The sequence below is a fragment of the Massilia timonae genome, from assembly GCF_001866515.1.
Taxonomy (GTDB): Bacteria; Pseudomonadota; Gammaproteobacteria; order Burkholderiales; family Burkholderiaceae_D; genus Telluria; species Telluria timonae.
Window position 1 is genome coordinate 4,988,839 of the sequence record NZ_JRYB01000001.1, and the last position, 16,008, is coordinate 5,004,846.

Below are 16,008 nucleotides of genomic sequence, written 5' to 3' on the forward strand. Positions count from 1 at the left end.
AAACGATTATTTTACTGGAATTTCTGACACTATTGGGCATCATTTTTAGGAGTGCGGGGTATCGCGCAAGGAATCTTGCAGCTCATCCGTATATCGGACGCGTGGACGGCGAACCCGCCCACCCTGCCCCGTCCACCCTGCCCCGCCCACGCCAATCACGACTCCGGCTTCTTGACGCGGAACCACGTCGCATACAAGGCCGGCAAGAACAGCAAGGTCAACGCAGTCGCCACGATCAGGCCGCCCATGATCGCCACCGCCATCGGTCCCCAGAACGTCGACCTCGACAGCGGGATCATGGCCAGCGCCGCGGCGGCGGCCGTCAACAGGATCGGCCGGCAACGCCGCACCGCCGATTCCACGATCGCATCCCATGGATGGCTGCCATTGGCGATGTCATGCTCGATCTGGTCGACCAGGATCACCGAGTTGCGGATGATCATCCCGAACAGCGCGATCACGCCAAGATTGGCGACGAAGCCGAACGGCCGATCCAGGATCAGGAGCGCCATCGCCGCACCCGCCACGCCCAGCGGACCGGTGAGGAACACCAGCAGCGAACGCGAGAAGCTGTGCAGCTGCAGCATCAGCAAGGTAAAGGTGATGAACAGCACCAGCGGCACATTGGCCATGATCGAGGCCTCCGCCTCGGAGCTGTCGGCCGCGGCGCCCTCCACCGTCACGCGGTAGCCGGCCGGCAACTTAGACCGGATATCGGCGAGCTTGGCATCGACCTGGTCGGTCACGGTCGGCCCCTGGATGCCCTCCACCACGTCGGACTGCACCATGATCGCCCACTCGCGGCCTTCGCGCCAGACCACGCCCGGCTCCCACACGAACTGCACCCGCGCGACCTGGCTGATGGTGACGGCGCGTCCGCCGGCGGTCGGCACCAGGGCTTCCTGCAGGCGCGTGATGGTCGAACGCTCTTCCAGCGGCTGGCGCACCACCATGTCGATCAGGCGGTTCGATTCGCGGAACTGGCCGATCGGGGTGCCGCTCAAGGTGGTCTGCACCACGCGCCGCACCTGTTGCGAGGTCACGCCCAGCGCGCGCAGCTTGTCCTGGTCGAGGTCCAGGCGCAGCACCTTGACCGATTCGTTCCAGTTGTCGTTCACGCCCAGCGTGTTCGGATTAGCGGCCATCACGTCCTTGACCCCGTCGGCGATGGTGCGCACCACGCCGATGTCCGGGCCCAGCACCTGGAACTGCACCGGGTACGGCACCGGCGGCCCGTTCGGCAGCAGTTTCACGCGGCCACGCACCTCCGGGAAGTCGGTCTCGAACACCTCGATGATCTCCATGCGCAGGCGCTCGCGCGCCTCTGTATCGACCGGGAGCACCACCAGCTGGGACACGTTCGACTGCGGGAAGATCTGGTCCAGCGGCAGGTAGAAGCGCGGGCTGCCGGTGCCGACGTAGCTCGTCACGCTCTGCACCCCCTCCTGCTTGGCCAGGAAGGCCTCGAAGCGCTTTACGACGGCTTCGTTGGCGGCGAAGCTGGTGCCTTCGGGCGACCACATTTCCACCATCAGCTCGGGGCGGCTCGAATCCGGGAAGAACTGCTTCTCGATGAAATTAAAGCCGAACACGCCCAGCGCGAACACGCCCAGGCTCAGCGCGATCGTGGTTTTCCTCCACTCGACGCAGCGGTTCACCAGGCGCCGGAAGCGCTGGTAGCCGGGCGTATCGAACACGTCGTGATGACCGCCCTCGCCGGCGGCATGCGGCTTGACCTTCAGCAGCAGGAAGCCGATATAAGGAGTAAACGTGACAGCCACGACCCACGAGATCAGCAGCGCCAGCCCGTTCACCGAGAACATCGTGAACGTGTACTCTCCCGCGGCCGATTCGGCCAGGCCGATCGGCAGGAAGCCCGCCGCCGTGATCAGGGTGCCGGTCAGCATCGGCATCGCGGTCGAGGTGTAGGCGAAGGTGGCCGCCTCGAAGCGGGACAGACCCTCTTCCATCTTGCGCACCATCATCTCCACCGCGATGATGGCGTCGTCCACCAGCAGGCCGAGCGCGATGATCAGGGCGCCCAGCGAAATCTTGTGCAGCGAAATGTCCAGCATGCGCATGAACAGGAAGGTGATCGCCAGCACCAGCGGGATCGACAGCGCCACCACCAGGCCCGGATACACGTCCACGCGCCACTTCGGCTTGGTATGCAGGCCCAGGGCCAGGAAGGACACGATCAGCACGATCACCACCGCCTCGATCAGCACCTTGACGAACTCGCCGACCGAGGCCGTCACCGCCTGCGGCTGGTCGGCCACCCGTTCGAGCTCGATGCCGACCGGGAGCTGGGAGCGGATGCGCGCGACCGTCTCGCTCAAGCCTTCGCCCATGGTGATGATATTGCCGCCCTTTTGCATCGACACGCCCAGGCCGATCACTTCCTTGCCGTTGAAGCGCATCTTCTCCGCCGGCGGATCCTGGTAGCCGCGCTTGACGGTGGCGAAGTCGCCCAGGCGGAAGGTGGTGCCGCCGGCGCGCAATTGCAGGTCCTCGATCTGGCCCAGCGTGCGCAGCGCGCCCGTCACCCGCACCTGCAGGTTGTCGCTCGGCGTCACCAGCACGCCACTGGCTTCGATCTCGTTCTGGGTCGCGATCTGGTTGACGATCTGCTCGAACGGCACGCCCAGCTGGGCGAACTTCTTGCTCGAGAATTCGATATACACTTTCTCGTCCTGCACCCCGAACTGCTCGACCTTGGCCACCAGCGGCACGCGCAGCAGCTGCTGGCGCACGAAGTCGGCATAGTCGCGCATCTCGGCGTAGGTGAAGCCGTCGCCCGACAGCGCGAAGATGGAGCCGTAGGTGTCGCCGAATTCATCGTTGAAGAACGGTCCGATCACGCCCTGCGGCAGGGTGCCCGCGATGTCGCCGATCTTCTTGCGCACCTGGTACCAGGCCGGCGAGGTTTCGGACGGCGGCGTCGATTCGCGCAGCTCGAGGATGATGGTGGTTTCGCCCGGCTTGGAAAAGCTGCGGATGGTGTGGATATAGGGCGTCTCCTGGAGCTTGCGTTCCAGCGGGTCGGTCACCTGCTCGGCCATCTGCAGCGCGGTGGCGCCCGGCCACACGGCGCGCACCACCATCGCCCGGAAGGTGAAGGGCGGATCCTCGTCCTGGCCCAGCTCGAAGTAACTGAGGATCCCGAACAGCATGCAGGCGGCGATCAGGAAACGCGTGAGCGGAATGTGCTCCAGCGCCCAGCGCGACAGGTTGAAGCCCTTCATTTGCGGCCCTCGCCGGATACGAGCGCTTCGGTGTCCGCGCGGCGCGAGACGTCGGCGGTGAGGATGCGCACCTTCTGGCCATTCTTCAGCAGGTTGACGCCGGCGGTGACGACTTTCTGGCCGGCGGCGACCTGGCCCGAGACCAGCACGTCATTGCGCACCTGTCCGACCACCTGCACCGGCACCAGCTTGACGGCGCCGTTCTCGACGATCCAGACGGCGCTGGCGCCCTTCTGCTGCACCAGCGCGGTCAAGGGCAGGCGCAGGCCAGCCGCGCCATTGCCGCTTGTCGCCAGTTCGACCGTCGCGGTCATGCCCAGCCGTACTTCGGCGCTCTCGGGAAGCGCCACTTTCACCGTATAGGTACGGGTGGCCGGATCGGCCACCGGCGACACCTCGCGGATCTTGCCGGGGATCGCCACGGCCTCGTTGGCCCACAGGCGCACGGTGACGTCGCTGGCAGCGCGCAGCTGACCGACCTTGTCTTCGGGGATGCCGATCACCACTTCCTTCTCGACCGTGCGCGCCACGCGCACCACCGGGCTGCCCGGTTGCACCACCTGGCCCACTTCGGCCTCGATGGCGGTCACCACGCCGTCGGCGTCGGCCGTCAGGCTCGTATAGTTGGACTGGTTGGCCTGGCCGCGCAGGCCGGCGCGGGCGGCGTCGACATTGGCCTGGGCCGCCTTCAGGGCGCTTTGCTTGGTGTCGAGCACGGCCTGGCTGACGAAATTCTGTGCGCGCAGGTCGACGTGGCGCTTGTAGTCGGCGCGCGCCAGATCGCGCTCGGTCTCGGCCGCGCGCAGGGTGGCCCTGGCCTGGGTTTCGGCCAGGCGCAGGTCTTGTGGGTCGAGCCGCATCAGCACGTCGCCGCGCTTGACGGTGGCGCCGACGTCCACCTTGCGCTCGACGATCTTGCCGCCGACCCGGAAACCGAGCTGCGACTCGTAGCGCGGGCGCACGTCGCCGGAGAACTCCAGGCGCTCTCCCGCGCTATCGACGGCCAGGGTGGTCACGCGCACCGGACGCACGTCTTCGGGCGGCGGGGCGGGTTTGGAACAGGCGAGGAGCGCGGCGGCGGCAAGCGGCGCCAGCACGGCCGCGCGCAGGGCGGAAGAAGAAAATCGGGAAAACACAGTGGCAATCCTTTGGCTGATCTTGCGGCGTCTCGGGCCGGAGCTGGCTGCGCATGAGGGGTACATGAGCGCCAGTTTGTATTCCAGCAATTATAATCATGCAAATAGATAAATCAGATGACTTTAGAGTCATCCGTCCAAAATGGCCGTAGACCACTACGAAAACTTTCCTGTCGCCTCGATCCTGCTGCCGCGCCGCCTGGTGCCTGCGGTCGAGGCGATCTATGCCTTCGCGCGCAGCGCCGACGACCTGGCCGACGAAGGCCATGCCACGCCGGATGAGCGGCTGGCCGCCCTTGAAGCCTACGAACGTGAATTGGACCTGATCGATGTCGGCGCGACGTCGTCGCATCCGATGTTCGCCCGCCTGGCCGGCGTCGTCGCCCAGTATCGCCTGCCGCTGGACCCGATGCGCGACCTGCTGTCGGCCTTCAAGCAGGACGTCGTCACCCAGCGCTATGCCGACTATGCCAGCCTGCTCGATTACTGCCGCCGCTCGGCCGATCCGGTCGGACGCCTGATGCTGGCGCTGTACGGCGCCGACGACGCCCATAACGTGCGCGACGCCGACGCCATCTGCAGCGCGCTGCAGCTGACGAACTTCTTGCAGGACGTGGCGATCGACCTCGAGAAGGGCCGCATTTATCTTCCGCTGGAGGACCTGGCGCGCTTCAAGGTGAACGAGGCGGCGCTGCGCGCCGGCACGGTCGACGCGCCGTTCCAGGCCCTGATGCGCTTCGAGGTCGAGCGCACCCGCGCACTGATGCTGTCCGGCGCCCCGCTGGCCAAGCGCCTGCCGGGCCGGATCGGCTGGGAGCTGCGGATGGTGATCCAGGGCGGCCTGCGCATCCTCGACCGCATCGAACAGGCCGGCTACGACGTGTTCCGGCGCCGTCCGGTGCTGTCGGCGCCCGACTGGTTCATGGTCGGCTGGGGCGCATTACGTATGTAATAACCCTTCGGGCAACCCCGATTTCACGCTCATCGGATAAGATAGCGGATTGACAGCGCGCCGGGCCCCGGTCCGGCCGCGCCCCGACCAGCATTTCACGACGATTTCATGTCTCCAGACGAATACTGCCAGCAAAAGACCGTCCAGAGCGGCTCCAGTTTCTACTACAGCTTCCTGTTCCTTCCGCCCGAGCGCCGGCGCGCGATCACGGCGCTGTACGCCTTCTGCCGCGAAGTCGACGACACCGTCGACGAGGCCACCGACGGCTCGGTGGCGCGCATCAAGCTGGCCTGGTGGCGCACCGAGGTCTCGAAGATGTATTCGGGCACCCCGACCCACCCGGTGATGCTGGCCCTGCAGCCGCACGTCGCCACCTATCACCTGGAAGAAAAACACCTGCTGGCCATCGTCGACGGCATGGAGATGGACCTCGACCAGAGCCGCTACCTCGACTATCCGGGCCTGCAGCGCTATTGCTGGCACGTGGCGGGCGTGGTAGGCATCCTGTCGGCCAGCATCTTCGGCTACACCAATCCGCAGACCCTGGCGTATGCCGAAAAGCTCGGCCTGGCGTTCCAGCTGACGAACATCATCCGCGACGTCGGCGACGATGCGCGCAAGGGCCGCATCTACCTGCCGGTCAACGACCTGCAGCAGTTCGGCGTCACCGCCAACGACCTGCTCAAGCTGCAGCACAGCGACAAGTTCGAGGCGCTGATGCGCTTCCAGGCCGAGCGCGCGCAAGCCATCTACGACGAGGCCCTGGCCCTGCTGCCGAAGGAAGACCGGCGCGCCCAGCGTCCCGGCCTGATGATGGCCGCCATCTACCGCACCCTGCTGGACGAGATCCAGCGCGACGGTTTCCACGTGCTCAACCAGCGCATCTCGCTCACGCCGCTGCGCAAACTGTGGCTGGCGTGGAAGACCTATGTCCGCACCTAGCATGCGGGTTGCGGTTGCCGGCGGCGGCTGGGCCGGCTGCGCGGCGGCGGTCGAGCTGGCGCGCCAGGGCTGCCAGGTGACCTTGTACGAGGCTGCCCGCAGCCTGGGCGGGCGCGCGCGCGGCGTCGAAGTGCGCGGCGTGGAACTGGACAATGGCCAGCACATCCTGCTGGGCGCCTACCGCGCATCGCTGCGCCTGATGAAACAGGTGGGCGTCGACGAAAAGACCGCATTCCTGCGCCTGCCGGTCCAGATGCGCTATCCCGCGGGGGGCGACGGCATGGACTTCGCCGCGCCGCGCCTGCCGGCGCCGCTGCACCTGGCGTTCGCCCTGCTGCGCGCCAAGGGCCTCGAGCGCGCCGACAAGCTGGCCCTGGCCCGCTTCAACAGCGCCGGGCGCTGGATGGGCTGGCAGCTGAACGACGACTGCACGGTGCTCGAACTGCTCGAGCGTTTCGACCAGACCGAACGACTGACACGCTTGATGTGGCGCCCGCTGTGCATCGCGGCGCTGAACACGCCGCCCGAGCGCGCCTCGGCCAATGTGTTCCTGGCGGTGCTGCGCGACAGCCTGGGCGCCAGCCGGCGCGCGGCCTCCGACATGCTGCTGCCGCGCTTGGCGATGGGGGCGCTGTTCCCGGAACCGGCCGGCGCCTGGCTCGAACGCCAGGGTCGAGGTCATTCTGTGCGCCTGGGCGTGAAGGTCGCGGGCATCAAGCGCGAGGGCGACGGCTGGCTGGTGGAGCCCGGCGGCGACCTGCCGGCCGAGCGCTTCGACGCGGTGGTGCTGGCCACACCGGCGCCGGTGAGCGCCGCGCTGCTGGCGGGGCTCACCGAAGCCGCCGGGGTGGCCGGCCAGCTGGAAGCCTTCACCCACGAACCGATCGCCACCTGCTACCTGCAATACGCGCCGGGCACCCGGCTCGCGCTGCCGTTCTACGCGCTGCTGGACGACCCTGCGGCACACCGCTGGGGCCAGTTCGTGTTCGACCGCGCCCAGCTGGATGCGGCCCAGGACGGCCTGCTGGCGGTGGTGGTGAGCGCCGCCGGCGACGCGGCGAACCTGCCGCGCGAGCAGCTGGCAGCCGCCATCGCCTCTCAACTGGCCCAGGATTTCGGACGGCCGGAACTGGCGAATCCGACCTGGACCCAGCTGATCACTGAGAAACGCGCGACCTTCAGCTGCACACCCGGACTAGTGCGGCCAGGCAACACCACCGCCCTGCCCGGTCTGGTGCTGGCCGGCGACTACACGGCCAGCGACTACCCGGCCACCCTGGAAACGGCGGTGCGCAGCGGCCAGGCGGCGGCGACGGCCATCCGTGCCTACGGCGCCCTGCCCCGCGAAAAGCGCAGCCTGTCGCACACCCATGGCGCCGCATCAGGCGATTCCGTAAGGTAGCAGCATCAAAACCTTTCTTATGGAAATGACTATGAAACCCCGTCTCGGCCTGCACGCCGTTGCCATCCTTGCCATCGTGGCGCTGAGCACCCTGGTGCTGGTCAAGCCCGAACTGATCGGCGGCTCGGCGCATGCAACCGTCCTGGCGATCGGCTCGATCCCGGCCCTCGGCCACCATTGACGGAGCGCCGCAACGACATGGGCAAGCTGGAATACCTCGACGCGCTCAAGCGGGCCCTGATGGGCCTGCCGCCGGAAACCCAGGCCAGGACCCTGGCCTGGTACGAGCAGCGTTTCGTCGACGGCAGCGCCGCCGGCCGGCCGGAACACGAAGTGGCGGCCGAGCTGGGCGATCCGCGCCAGGTCGCGGTCACCCTGCGCACCAGCGCCCACCTGGCCGACCTCAAGGATGGCAACAAGGACAAGAAACCATCTGGCAATGTCGCGCGCACCGTCGTCTCGGGCATCGGCCTGTTGATTTTTAATCTATTCATGCTGATCCCGGCCGCGGTGTTCGCGTCGCTCCTGATGTCGCTCTACCTGTCCGCCTTCGGCGTCTACGTCTCGGGCATCGCCGTGACCGCCAGCGGACTGGCCGGCTCGAACGAGCTGATCCTGAGCGCCCCGCTGACCCGCATGGTGATCAGCGACGATGGCGAGCCGGTCGAGTCGCAGACCCGGGTCACGATCGGCGCCAACGGCATCCATGTGTTCGACGAACCGGCGCCTGCTCTCGATGAGGACACCCCCGAGACGCGCACCGAGCGCGACGACCGCAACTCGCGCTTCATGCGCGGGGCCGAGGCGGTGGCGGAGCGCAAGATCCAGATCACGACCGAGATGGATCCCGGCTCGCGCAGCACGCAAGTGGCCTTCGGCTGCGCGCTGATCCTGGGCGGCATCGCGCTGTTCCTGCTGTCGATCGTGCTCACCAAATACACGCTGCTGGGCATCCGCCGCTACGTGAACATGAACCTGTCGCTGCTGAAGGGATAAGGACACCATGCGCGCCTTGATGAAAGTCGGACTCGCCCTGCTGCTGCTGGCCGCCGTGCTGGTGGCGCTGAGCTACAGCATGCTGCGCGCCAACGGCACCACCAGCATCACGGAGCGCCGCGCTGTGTCGCAGGACACGCGCAGCGTGCCTTCCGGCGTCGAGGTCGTCGAACTCGACGGCCCGATCGACCTGAATTTGCGCTACGGCGCCACGCCTGCGCTGCAAGTGAGCGGCGAGCAGCGCATGCTGGGCAATGTCGAGGTGACGGGCGACGGCAACGTGCTGCGCATCGGCATTCGCGGCATGGTGCTGCGCCACCGCGAACCGCTGGTGGTCGACCTGACCCTGCCGGCCTTGCGTTCGGTCCGGATCGACGGCAGCGGCGACAGCAGCATCAACGGCTTCTCGGGCGACGAGATCGAGGTGCAGTTGAATGGATCGGGCAGCGTGCGCTTCAACGGGCGTTTTCGCACCGCCAAGGTGGGCCTGACCGGCAGCGGCGACCTCGACGTGAATGGCGGCGCCGCCATGGACCGGGTCGAGACACGCCTGATGGGATCGGGCCGGATCACCGTGGTCGGCACCGCGCGCGAGCTCGACGCCAGCACCACCGGCTCGGGTCACCTCGACGCCGAGCACCTGCGCGCCGAGGAGGTCACGGTGAGCCAGAGCGGCTCGGGCGACAGTGCGGTGCAGGCGCGCAGCAAGGTGAAGGTGTCGCTCAGTGGCAGCGGCGATGTCGAGGTATATGGAAATCCGGGTGAGCGCAGCATCAGCCGGGCGGGTAGCGGGAGCGTCAGCTACCACGATTAGCCGGCTGGACTACCCTGGAGTTAAGCCGAAGCGCCTTCCGAAGTCAGCGTGAAAACGTCGTTCCCGCGCAGGCGAGCTTTTGCGCTGGCGGCTGCGCACACTTGGGTTCCCGCCTGCGCGGGAACGACGTGGTTTGCCCTATGAAGTGGCTTGTTTCAAGTTCCCGAAATTATTCCGGACACTTGCGCGCGGCGGCGGGAGGGACGGACAAGACCGATCAGCAACCGCCCAGCTTCACCCGCTCCACTTCGAGCCCGAACAACGGCCGCAAGCGCGTGCCGACCACGTTCCCGATGAACGCGACCACCAGCCACAGCCAGCCATGCAGGCTGCCCGAGATGATGCCGCTGAAATAGGCGCCGATATTGCAGCCGTAGGCCAGGCGCGCGCCGTAGCCGAGCAGCAGGCCGCCGACCACCGCCGCGACCAGCGAACGCAGTGGCAGCTTCCACACCGGCGCATAGCGGCCGGCCAGCGCCGCCGCCAGCATCGCGCCGAGCACGATGCCGATGTCCATCACCGAAGTCACATCCTTCCACACCGGCGCGGCCAGCGCGGCGGCGTTGGCGCCGCTCGACCAGTAGGTCCAGCTGGCGACGTCGATGCCAGCAAGGGCTGCCGCCTTGGCGCCCCACAGCGCGAACGCCGAGGTCACGCCCCACGGACGGCCCGACAGGGCCAGGGTGGCGAAGTTGAGCACCACCAGCGCCAGCGCGCCGGCCACCAGCGGCCACGGACCGCGCAGCCAGCGCGCGCCGCCGGTCGGCTGCGACTGCGTCGCGACCAGCCGGCCGTGACGACGCTTCTCGACCACGACCGTGACGGCCGCGATCAGGGCGAACACGAGCAGGTTCAGCGCCAGCGCCGGGCCCAGGCCCAGCTCCTTCACCGCCGACAGCGGCGGCAGTTGCGGCATCGCGGTCCAGAACGGCATGTGGGCGGTGCCGATCAGCGAGCCGACGATGAAGAACAACAGCGTGACGATCATGCGCGTGCTGCCGCCGCCGACCGTGTACAGCGTGCCCGAGGCGCAACCGCCGCCCAGCTGCATGCCGATGCCGAAGATGAAGGCGCCGACGATGACGGACGTGCCGGCCGGCTGCACCAGACCGGTGACCGGGTTGCCGAACAGCGTGCCGCCGGCGAGCGCCGGGAAGAACAGCACGACGCCGACGGCCAGCATCAGCATTTGCGCGCGCAGGCCCTCGCCGCGGCCGTCGGCGATGAACACGCGCCAGGCCGAGGTGAAGCCGAAGGCCGCGTGGTACAGGGCGACGCCGAGCAGCGCGCCGACGATGTAGAGCGCGGCCTGGCGCGGACCGACGACCTGCGTCAGGTACCAGGCGCCAAGCACGATGAGCAGGAATGCGACGCCGAAGGGCCGCAGGTTGATGTCGGCGCGTCGTGCGCCGGACAAGGATGCAGAATTGGTCATGAGTGACGAAGAAGTTGAGACGGAACCCTCTATTCTCTAATATCTTCACTTTGTTTGCAGGCCGCCGGCCGGTTTACAATGACGCCATGGCCGTTATCAATCCTCTCGAAGTCGAGTTCAGCGCAATCCGGGCCCAGGGTCCGGGAGGCCAGAACGTCAACAAGGTCTCGTGCGCCGTGCATGCGCGGTTCGACATCGGCGCCTCGTCGCTGCCGCAACACGTCAAGGATCGCCTGCTTGCCACGAGCGACGCGCGCATCACGCAGGAAGGCGTGCTGGTGCTCAAGGCGCAGCAGTCGCGCAGCCTGGAACAGAACAAGGAGGACGCCCTGCGCCGCCTGCAGGAGCTGGTCGACAAGGCCGCGGTCGTGCCGCTGACGCGCCGCCCGACCCGGCCGACGCGTGGGTCGCAATTGCGGCGCCTGGACGCCAAGGCGCGCAGCAGCCAGACCAAGGCCTTGCGCGGCAAGGTCAGCGACTGATCTTCGCCTTCAGGCCTGGAGCGACGCGAACCACGCTGCGTAAGGCGTATTCGCCACCATCCGCCGATTGAGATCCGGCGCGCCATCGGTCCACCATACCGGCCCACGCTCTCCCAGGGCGCGCTTGGCTGCGTCGACCGCCTGGCGCGCGGCCCGCTCGGCATTGCCATCGCGCGCCTTCAGGGCGGCGCCGACGTCCCGGCGAGCCTTCATGAGCTGGTCGACCAGCTGTTGGCGCTCGTCCGGCGCAAGGCCGGGATTGCTGGCTCGCCACAAGCGGCCCGAGACGACGAAGTACCTTCCGTCGGGCGTAGTCGGATGTTTGTCAGGTGAAGGCATGGCCGCACTATACCCAAAGGCGACATGCGCGGCCGTTCGCTTCCTGCCAATCGATCAAGGCTGCAGGCCGTAGCGGTCGATGAACCCTTTGACGCCGCCTGGATTGGCGGCCAGCCATGCGTTCAGCGCCGGCCGATACGACTGGCGGAACATCAGCAGCAGGATCGCCGGCTCCAGCTGCCCATCCTTCGCCAGCGCCTGCATCTGCAGCAAGGCGGGGTCGGTCACGCGCTGGTCGCCGAGCGCCTTGGTCTCGTCCATCACCTTCAGGGCGGTGCGCCACGCGCCCAGTTCGATCTCGTACGGCGATTTTTCGGCGGCGCTCTCCGACTGGCGCTGGTTGGATTCGCTCATGCCGAGCAGCAGCCGCATCGCGTAGTTCGGGGTGTCGGCCTGGCCGGCGGCCGACTCGTCGATATGGATCATGAACTTGCCGTCCGCCTCCTGCGCCACGCGCACGCCACGCCTGAACGCCAGCGGCTTCAATGGCAGGCCGGCGGCGGCGCGCAGCCTGGCCAACTTGCCCCAGCTCGGACGTTGCGACGGATCGGCCGCGATCGACGCATACAGGGCTGATTCGGCCTGGGTGCGCTGGCCCTGCGCCAGCAAGGCGTCGGACAGGAAGCGCCACGCCTGCGCATTTTGCGGTTCGATCTCGGTGGCGCGCCGGAACAGCGCCTCGGCGCGCGGCCAGTCCCCCTGCATGAAGTAACAGTCCGCGGCGCCCACCCAGGCGCTCGACGTCTTCGGGTCTGCCTCCATCGCCGCTTCGTACTTGAGCAGGGCTTCCTTGGGTTTGCGCTGCGCGAACAGGGCCGAGCCTTCGGCCAGCAGCTTCGCGGCGCGCGGATTCGGCGTGTGCAGGGGCGACGGGCCGTCGTCGTCCAGCATGCGCAAGACCTCGTGCGCGATCGGATCGTCGGCGGCGAGCGTGGTCGCGCGCTCGGCCAGGGCGCGCGCCGTCTGGCGCACCTGCGCCGCCTTGTCCTTCGGGGCCACGCTGGACAGTTTGAGCATCAGGCCGGCCTGCAGCGACACCGGCAGCGAGGCGTTGGGGTCGGCCTGCTGGGCGGCCTTGTACTTGTCCAGCGCTTCCTGGTATTTGCCCTGCCCCTCGAGCACGTGGGCGTCGCGCACCAGGGTATGGCATGGCTCGCCGCATTGCATGGCGGCCGACGCCGCGGTGGTGAAGAACGCCAGCAGCGCAGGCAATAGCAATGCACGGAGGGATGTCATGGGCGGCCAGGCGACAAAATACCCATGTTACCGCGCCGCCCGCCTCCCGTTATTCACCGAATGTCACGGCTCATGCGTCGTATTTGCCCGTCATGCGGTCCCACCCGTGTCGTACGGCCGACTTCATCTTTTCCCAGGTCGAGGCGCCGCCCGGGCGCGCTTCCCAGTCGGTACGCAGCTCGGGCTCGATCTCGTCCCATTGACGGCCCGTGTACCTGCCGCTGCCCGCCACCTGCGAACCGTAGAGATAGGCCGGCGCATAGTCGTCGTACGCCCCGCCGCTGGCGCCATAGGTGAGCTTGAAATGCTCGCGATAGTAGCGCTCGTCGTCGGACATGCCCGCGCCAAGCCGCTCGACGTCGACCTCGGTGTGGCGCACCGTGTCGTCGATCTGCTGCTGGCGTTCGCTGACCTGCTTGCCGATCGAGACTTCCTCGGTGATGCGGGCGGATTTCTCGACCACGGCTTCCTCGGCGCTCTCGCGCATCTCGATGGTCTGCTCCTTGAAAGCCGCCGCGTCGCTCGGGCTGATCGGCTGGTCCACCTTGCGCCGCTGGACGTCGACGTGTTCCTCGCGCAGGCCGATGGTTTCGTGCACCGGGACCTCGACGATGCGCGAGAAGATGCGCATGCCGCCGCGCTGGACTTCGCGCTTGCCGACCCGCAGCTGCTCTTCGACCACCGGGATGGTCGCGCTGGCCGCGCTGGTCGATACGTCGCGCTGCAGCGAGGCGCTGCCCGATGCGCCCTGCAACTGGCCGGATGCCGACTGGCTCGATGCCGCCGCACCCGGCGTCGCCCCTTGCCGTGGCCCGGCGCCCGTCAGCAATGCCCCGGCGGTGCCGACGCCATCCGAATGCTCGTCGATGTCGACCGGCCCGAAGGCCTCGACGACGTCGGCGGCGCGCTCGACGTCGGGCAACGTCTCGGCGCTGAGCGTCACCACGTGCTGGCCCCGCGCGAGCGCGCCTTCGTAGCGGCTCGCGTGGTGCTTGTCCTCGTCGCCGAACAGGTCCTGGAAGAAGTGCTTGACGCTGCTGCCGATGCCTTCGGCGGTGGTGGCGCCGCCAGCATTGGCCTCGGACAGCCGCACGCTCTCGCGGCTGAAACCGGAAGACAGCAGCTGGTCGTACGCGCTTTGCGCGTCGGTACGGTTGTCGAAAACCGCGACTAGCGTATGGTGCATGATGAGCCTCCTTGGGTGATGACTTCAGGCGCCCGGATCGCCGGCCTCGTCGAAGCGCTCGACCTCGACCCGTTCCGCCTTGAGCGAAACGGTATCAAGGTGACGCTCCTCGTGCCGGACCCGGGTGATGTGCAGTTCTTCCTTGATGCGGACCTTGCGCTCGACCACCAGCACTTCCTCGAGCACGGGAATGACCAGGGTGTCGCCTTCATGGCGGTGACCGGGCGCCTCGTCGGCGCCGACGATGCGGTCCACCGGGACATGTTCGACGCGCAGCTCCTCGCGCAGCAGCCGTTCGTCGATGGCGACGGGATGTTCGGTGACGGTCTTGTGGATGCGTACGCCGCGGCCGGTGTCGACCATGCGGGTGCCGACCGCGAGCTGCTCCTCGACGACAGGAATGCGCACGGGCTCCTGTTCGCTCGGCTCGATAGGCGTGCTGGACATGCTCCGCTCCTGGACAAGGCTGCGAGAAGAACGACCCAGCCTACGCCAATCCACGAACGGCATGCGCACCGTTGGCGTTCACGTTGGCGTTCACGTTGGCGTTCAATTACCCGCTCAGGCGCCGGCCCGCTCCAGCCAGGCCAGCGCATCGCGCCCTGCGGCGCGGCCGCTGGCGAAGCAGGCGGTGAGCAGATAACCGCCGGTCGGCGCTTCCCAGTCGACCATCTCGCCCGCCACGAACGTACCTGGCAGCGCGGCCAGCATTGCGGTGTCATCCGCCAGCGCATCGAAGCGCACGCCGCCCGCGCTGCTGATCGCCTCGTCGATCGGGCGCGCCCGCAGCAGCTTGACCGGCAGGCGCTTGATGCCGGCGGCCAGGCGAACGGGGTCGGCGTATTCTTCGCGCGACAGGCATTCGTGCAACAGCCCGGCCTTGACGCCCTTGATGCCGAGCCGGCTTTGCAGGTGGCTGGACATCGAGCGCGACCCGCGCGGGCGCGTCACCTCGTCGAATACCCGCCCGGCATCGTGGTCGGGGGCCAGGTCGAGCCACAGGGTGGCGCCGCCGATGCGCGCGATCTGGTCGCGCAGCGGCGCCGACAGCGCGTACACCAGGCTGCCCTCGACGCCGCCCCCGGTGATGACGAACTGGCCCTTGCGCCAGGCGATTGCGCCATCCTGGTCCTCGCAACCGGCGGCCACCGTGAGCAGCGGCGCGCCGGCGTAGCGGCTGCTGAAATGCGTGCTCCAGCCGACGTCGAAGCCACAGTTGGCGGGCGCCAGCGGGGACAGCGCGACCCCGCGTTCGGCCAGCAGCGGCTGCCAGGCGCCGTCCGAGCCGAGCCGCGCCCAGCTTGCGCCGCCCAGCGCCAGGATCGTGGCCTCGGCCTCGACCAGCAACTCCCCTTCCGGCGTGGCAAGGCGCAGCCGGCCATCCTGCCAGCCCAGCCAGCGATGGCGCATGTGAAAGCGCACGCCGGACTCGCGCAGGCGGTGCAGCCAGGCGCGCAGCAGCGGCGCCGCCTTCATCTCGCGCGGGAAGACCCGTCCCGAGGTGCCGACGAAGGTCTCGATGCCCAGGTCGTGGATCCAGGCGCGCACCGCGTCGGCGTCGAATCCTTCAAGCCAGCGCGCCACCGCGTCCTGGCGCGCCCCATAGCGCCGCACGAAATCGGGATAGGGTTCGGAATGCGTGATGTTCATGCCGCCCTTCCCCGCCAGCAGGAACTTGCGGCCCACGCTGGCCATCGCATCGTAGACGTCGACCTGCGCGCCGCCTCGCGCCAGCACCTCGGCCGCCATCAGCCCGGCGGGGCCGCCGCCGATCACGGCGACACGCTTGGAGGAAAGGGAAGAGTGGGTCATGACGGTGCGGGGTACGGAAAAGATGGACCCG

At 67.9% G+C, this 16,008-nt stretch carries 15 protein-coding genes; 7 read left to right on the forward strand and 8 right to left on the reverse strand.

The genetic code is table 11. The features are described 5' to 3' along the window. Positions 1–155: 155 nt before the first annotated feature. Both LO55_RS21130 and LO55_RS21135 read right to left on the reverse strand, forming a co-directional pair. Positions 156–3,245 (reverse strand): efflux RND transporter permease subunit, encoded by a 3,090-nt coding sequence (locus tag LO55_RS21130; protein ID WP_071362994.1) that lies wholly within the window; start codon positions 3,243–3,245, stop codon positions 156–158. Continuing rightward, complete coding sequence (locus LO55_RS21135; RefSeq protein ID WP_083415491.1) at positions 3,242–4,381, reverse strand: efflux RND transporter periplasmic adaptor subunit; 1,140 nt, start codon at positions 4,379–4,381, stop codon at positions 3,242–3,244. Before LO55_RS21135 ends, LO55_RS21130 begins: the two co-directional genes overlap by 4 nt. Positions 4,382–4,523: 142 nt before the next feature. Between LO55_RS21135 and hpnC the strand changes: the two genes are divergently transcribed. From hpnC to LO55_RS21160, 6 genes are all read left to right on the forward strand, one after another. Next, positions 4,524–5,333 (forward strand): squalene synthase HpnC, encoded by an 810-nt coding sequence (hpnC, locus tag LO55_RS21140; protein ID WP_071362995.1) that lies wholly within the window; start codon positions 4,524–4,526, stop codon positions 5,331–5,333. Between the two features lie 108 nt (positions 5,334–5,441). Then, positions 5,442–6,275, forward strand: a complete 834-nt coding sequence (gene hpnD, locus LO55_RS21145; protein WP_071362996.1) for a presqualene diphosphate synthase HpnD — start codon at positions 5,442–5,444, stop codon at positions 6,273–6,275. Then, complete coding sequence (gene hpnE, locus LO55_RS21150) at positions 6,262–7,677, forward strand: hydroxysqualene dehydroxylase HpnE (protein ID WP_071362997.1); 1,416 nt, start codon at positions 6,262–6,264, stop codon at positions 7,675–7,677. Before hpnD ends, hpnE begins: the two co-directional genes overlap by 14 nt. 31 nt (positions 7,678–7,708) lie before the next feature. After that, a complete protein-coding gene (locus LO55_RS26750; protein ID WP_177185558.1) occupies positions 7,709–7,858 on the forward strand; it encodes a hypothetical protein in 150 nt (49 codons plus the stop codon). A 17-nt stretch (positions 7,859–7,875) separates the two neighbouring features. Continuing rightward, positions 7,876–8,673 (forward strand): DUF1700 domain-containing protein, encoded by a 798-nt coding sequence (locus LO55_RS21155; protein ID WP_071363910.1) that lies wholly within the window; start codon positions 7,876–7,878, stop codon positions 8,671–8,673. Positions 8,674–8,692: 19 nt separating this feature from the next. Further along, the gene (locus LO55_RS21160; protein ID WP_229410204.1) at positions 8,693–9,487 is read left to right on the forward strand and encodes a head GIN domain-containing protein; all 795 of its coding nucleotides are present in this window, start codon (positions 8,693–8,695) and stop codon (positions 9,485–9,487) included. A 217-nt stretch (positions 9,488–9,704) separates the two neighbouring features. Here the strand turns inward: LO55_RS21160 and LO55_RS21165 are convergent, their stop codons facing one another. Next, the gene (locus LO55_RS21165) at positions 9,705–10,922 is read right to left on the reverse strand and encodes a YeeE/YedE family protein (RefSeq protein ID WP_071362999.1); all 1,218 of its coding nucleotides are present in this window, start codon (positions 10,920–10,922) and stop codon (positions 9,705–9,707) included. A gap of 86 nt (positions 10,923–11,008) precedes the next feature. Here LO55_RS21165 and arfB point away from each other — a divergent pair, with 86 nt between their 5' ends. After that, positions 11,009–11,404 (forward strand): alternative ribosome rescue aminoacyl-tRNA hydrolase ArfB, encoded by a 396-nt coding sequence (gene arfB, locus LO55_RS21170; protein ID WP_071363000.1) that lies wholly within the window; start codon positions 11,009–11,011, stop codon positions 11,402–11,404. Between the two features lie 9 nt (positions 11,405–11,413). On the opposite strand, the gene LO55_RS27105 is transcribed toward arfB, so the two are convergent. The 5 genes from LO55_RS27105 to LO55_RS21195 all read right to left on the reverse strand — a co-directional run bounded on the left by LO55_RS27105 (position 11,414) and on the right by LO55_RS21195 (position 15,977). After that, positions 11,414–11,617 (reverse strand): hypothetical protein, encoded by a 204-nt coding sequence (locus LO55_RS27105; protein WP_229410205.1) that lies wholly within the window; start codon positions 11,615–11,617, stop codon positions 11,414–11,416. A gap of 180 nt (positions 11,618–11,797) precedes the next feature. Next, positions 11,798–12,979 (reverse strand): tetratricopeptide repeat protein, encoded by a 1,182-nt coding sequence (locus tag LO55_RS21180; RefSeq protein ID WP_083415492.1) that lies wholly within the window; start codon positions 12,977–12,979, stop codon positions 11,798–11,800. A gap of 70 nt (positions 12,980–13,049) precedes the next feature. Continuing rightward, complete coding sequence (locus tag LO55_RS21185) at positions 13,050–14,165, reverse strand: YsnF/AvaK domain-containing protein (protein ID WP_071363003.1); 1,116 nt, start codon at positions 14,163–14,165, stop codon at positions 13,050–13,052. 24 nt (positions 14,166–14,189) lie between these two features. After that, positions 14,190–14,612: a YsnF/AvaK domain-containing protein gene (locus LO55_RS21190; RefSeq protein WP_071363004.1), complete on the reverse strand. Its 423-nt coding sequence runs from the start codon at positions 14,610–14,612 to the stop codon at positions 14,190–14,192. 114 nt (positions 14,613–14,726) lie between these two features. Beyond that, complete coding sequence (locus tag LO55_RS21195) at positions 14,727–15,977, reverse strand: TIGR03862 family flavoprotein (RefSeq protein WP_071363005.1); 1,251 nt, start codon at positions 15,975–15,977, stop codon at positions 14,727–14,729. Between the last annotated feature and the right edge of the window lie 31 nt (positions 15,978–16,008).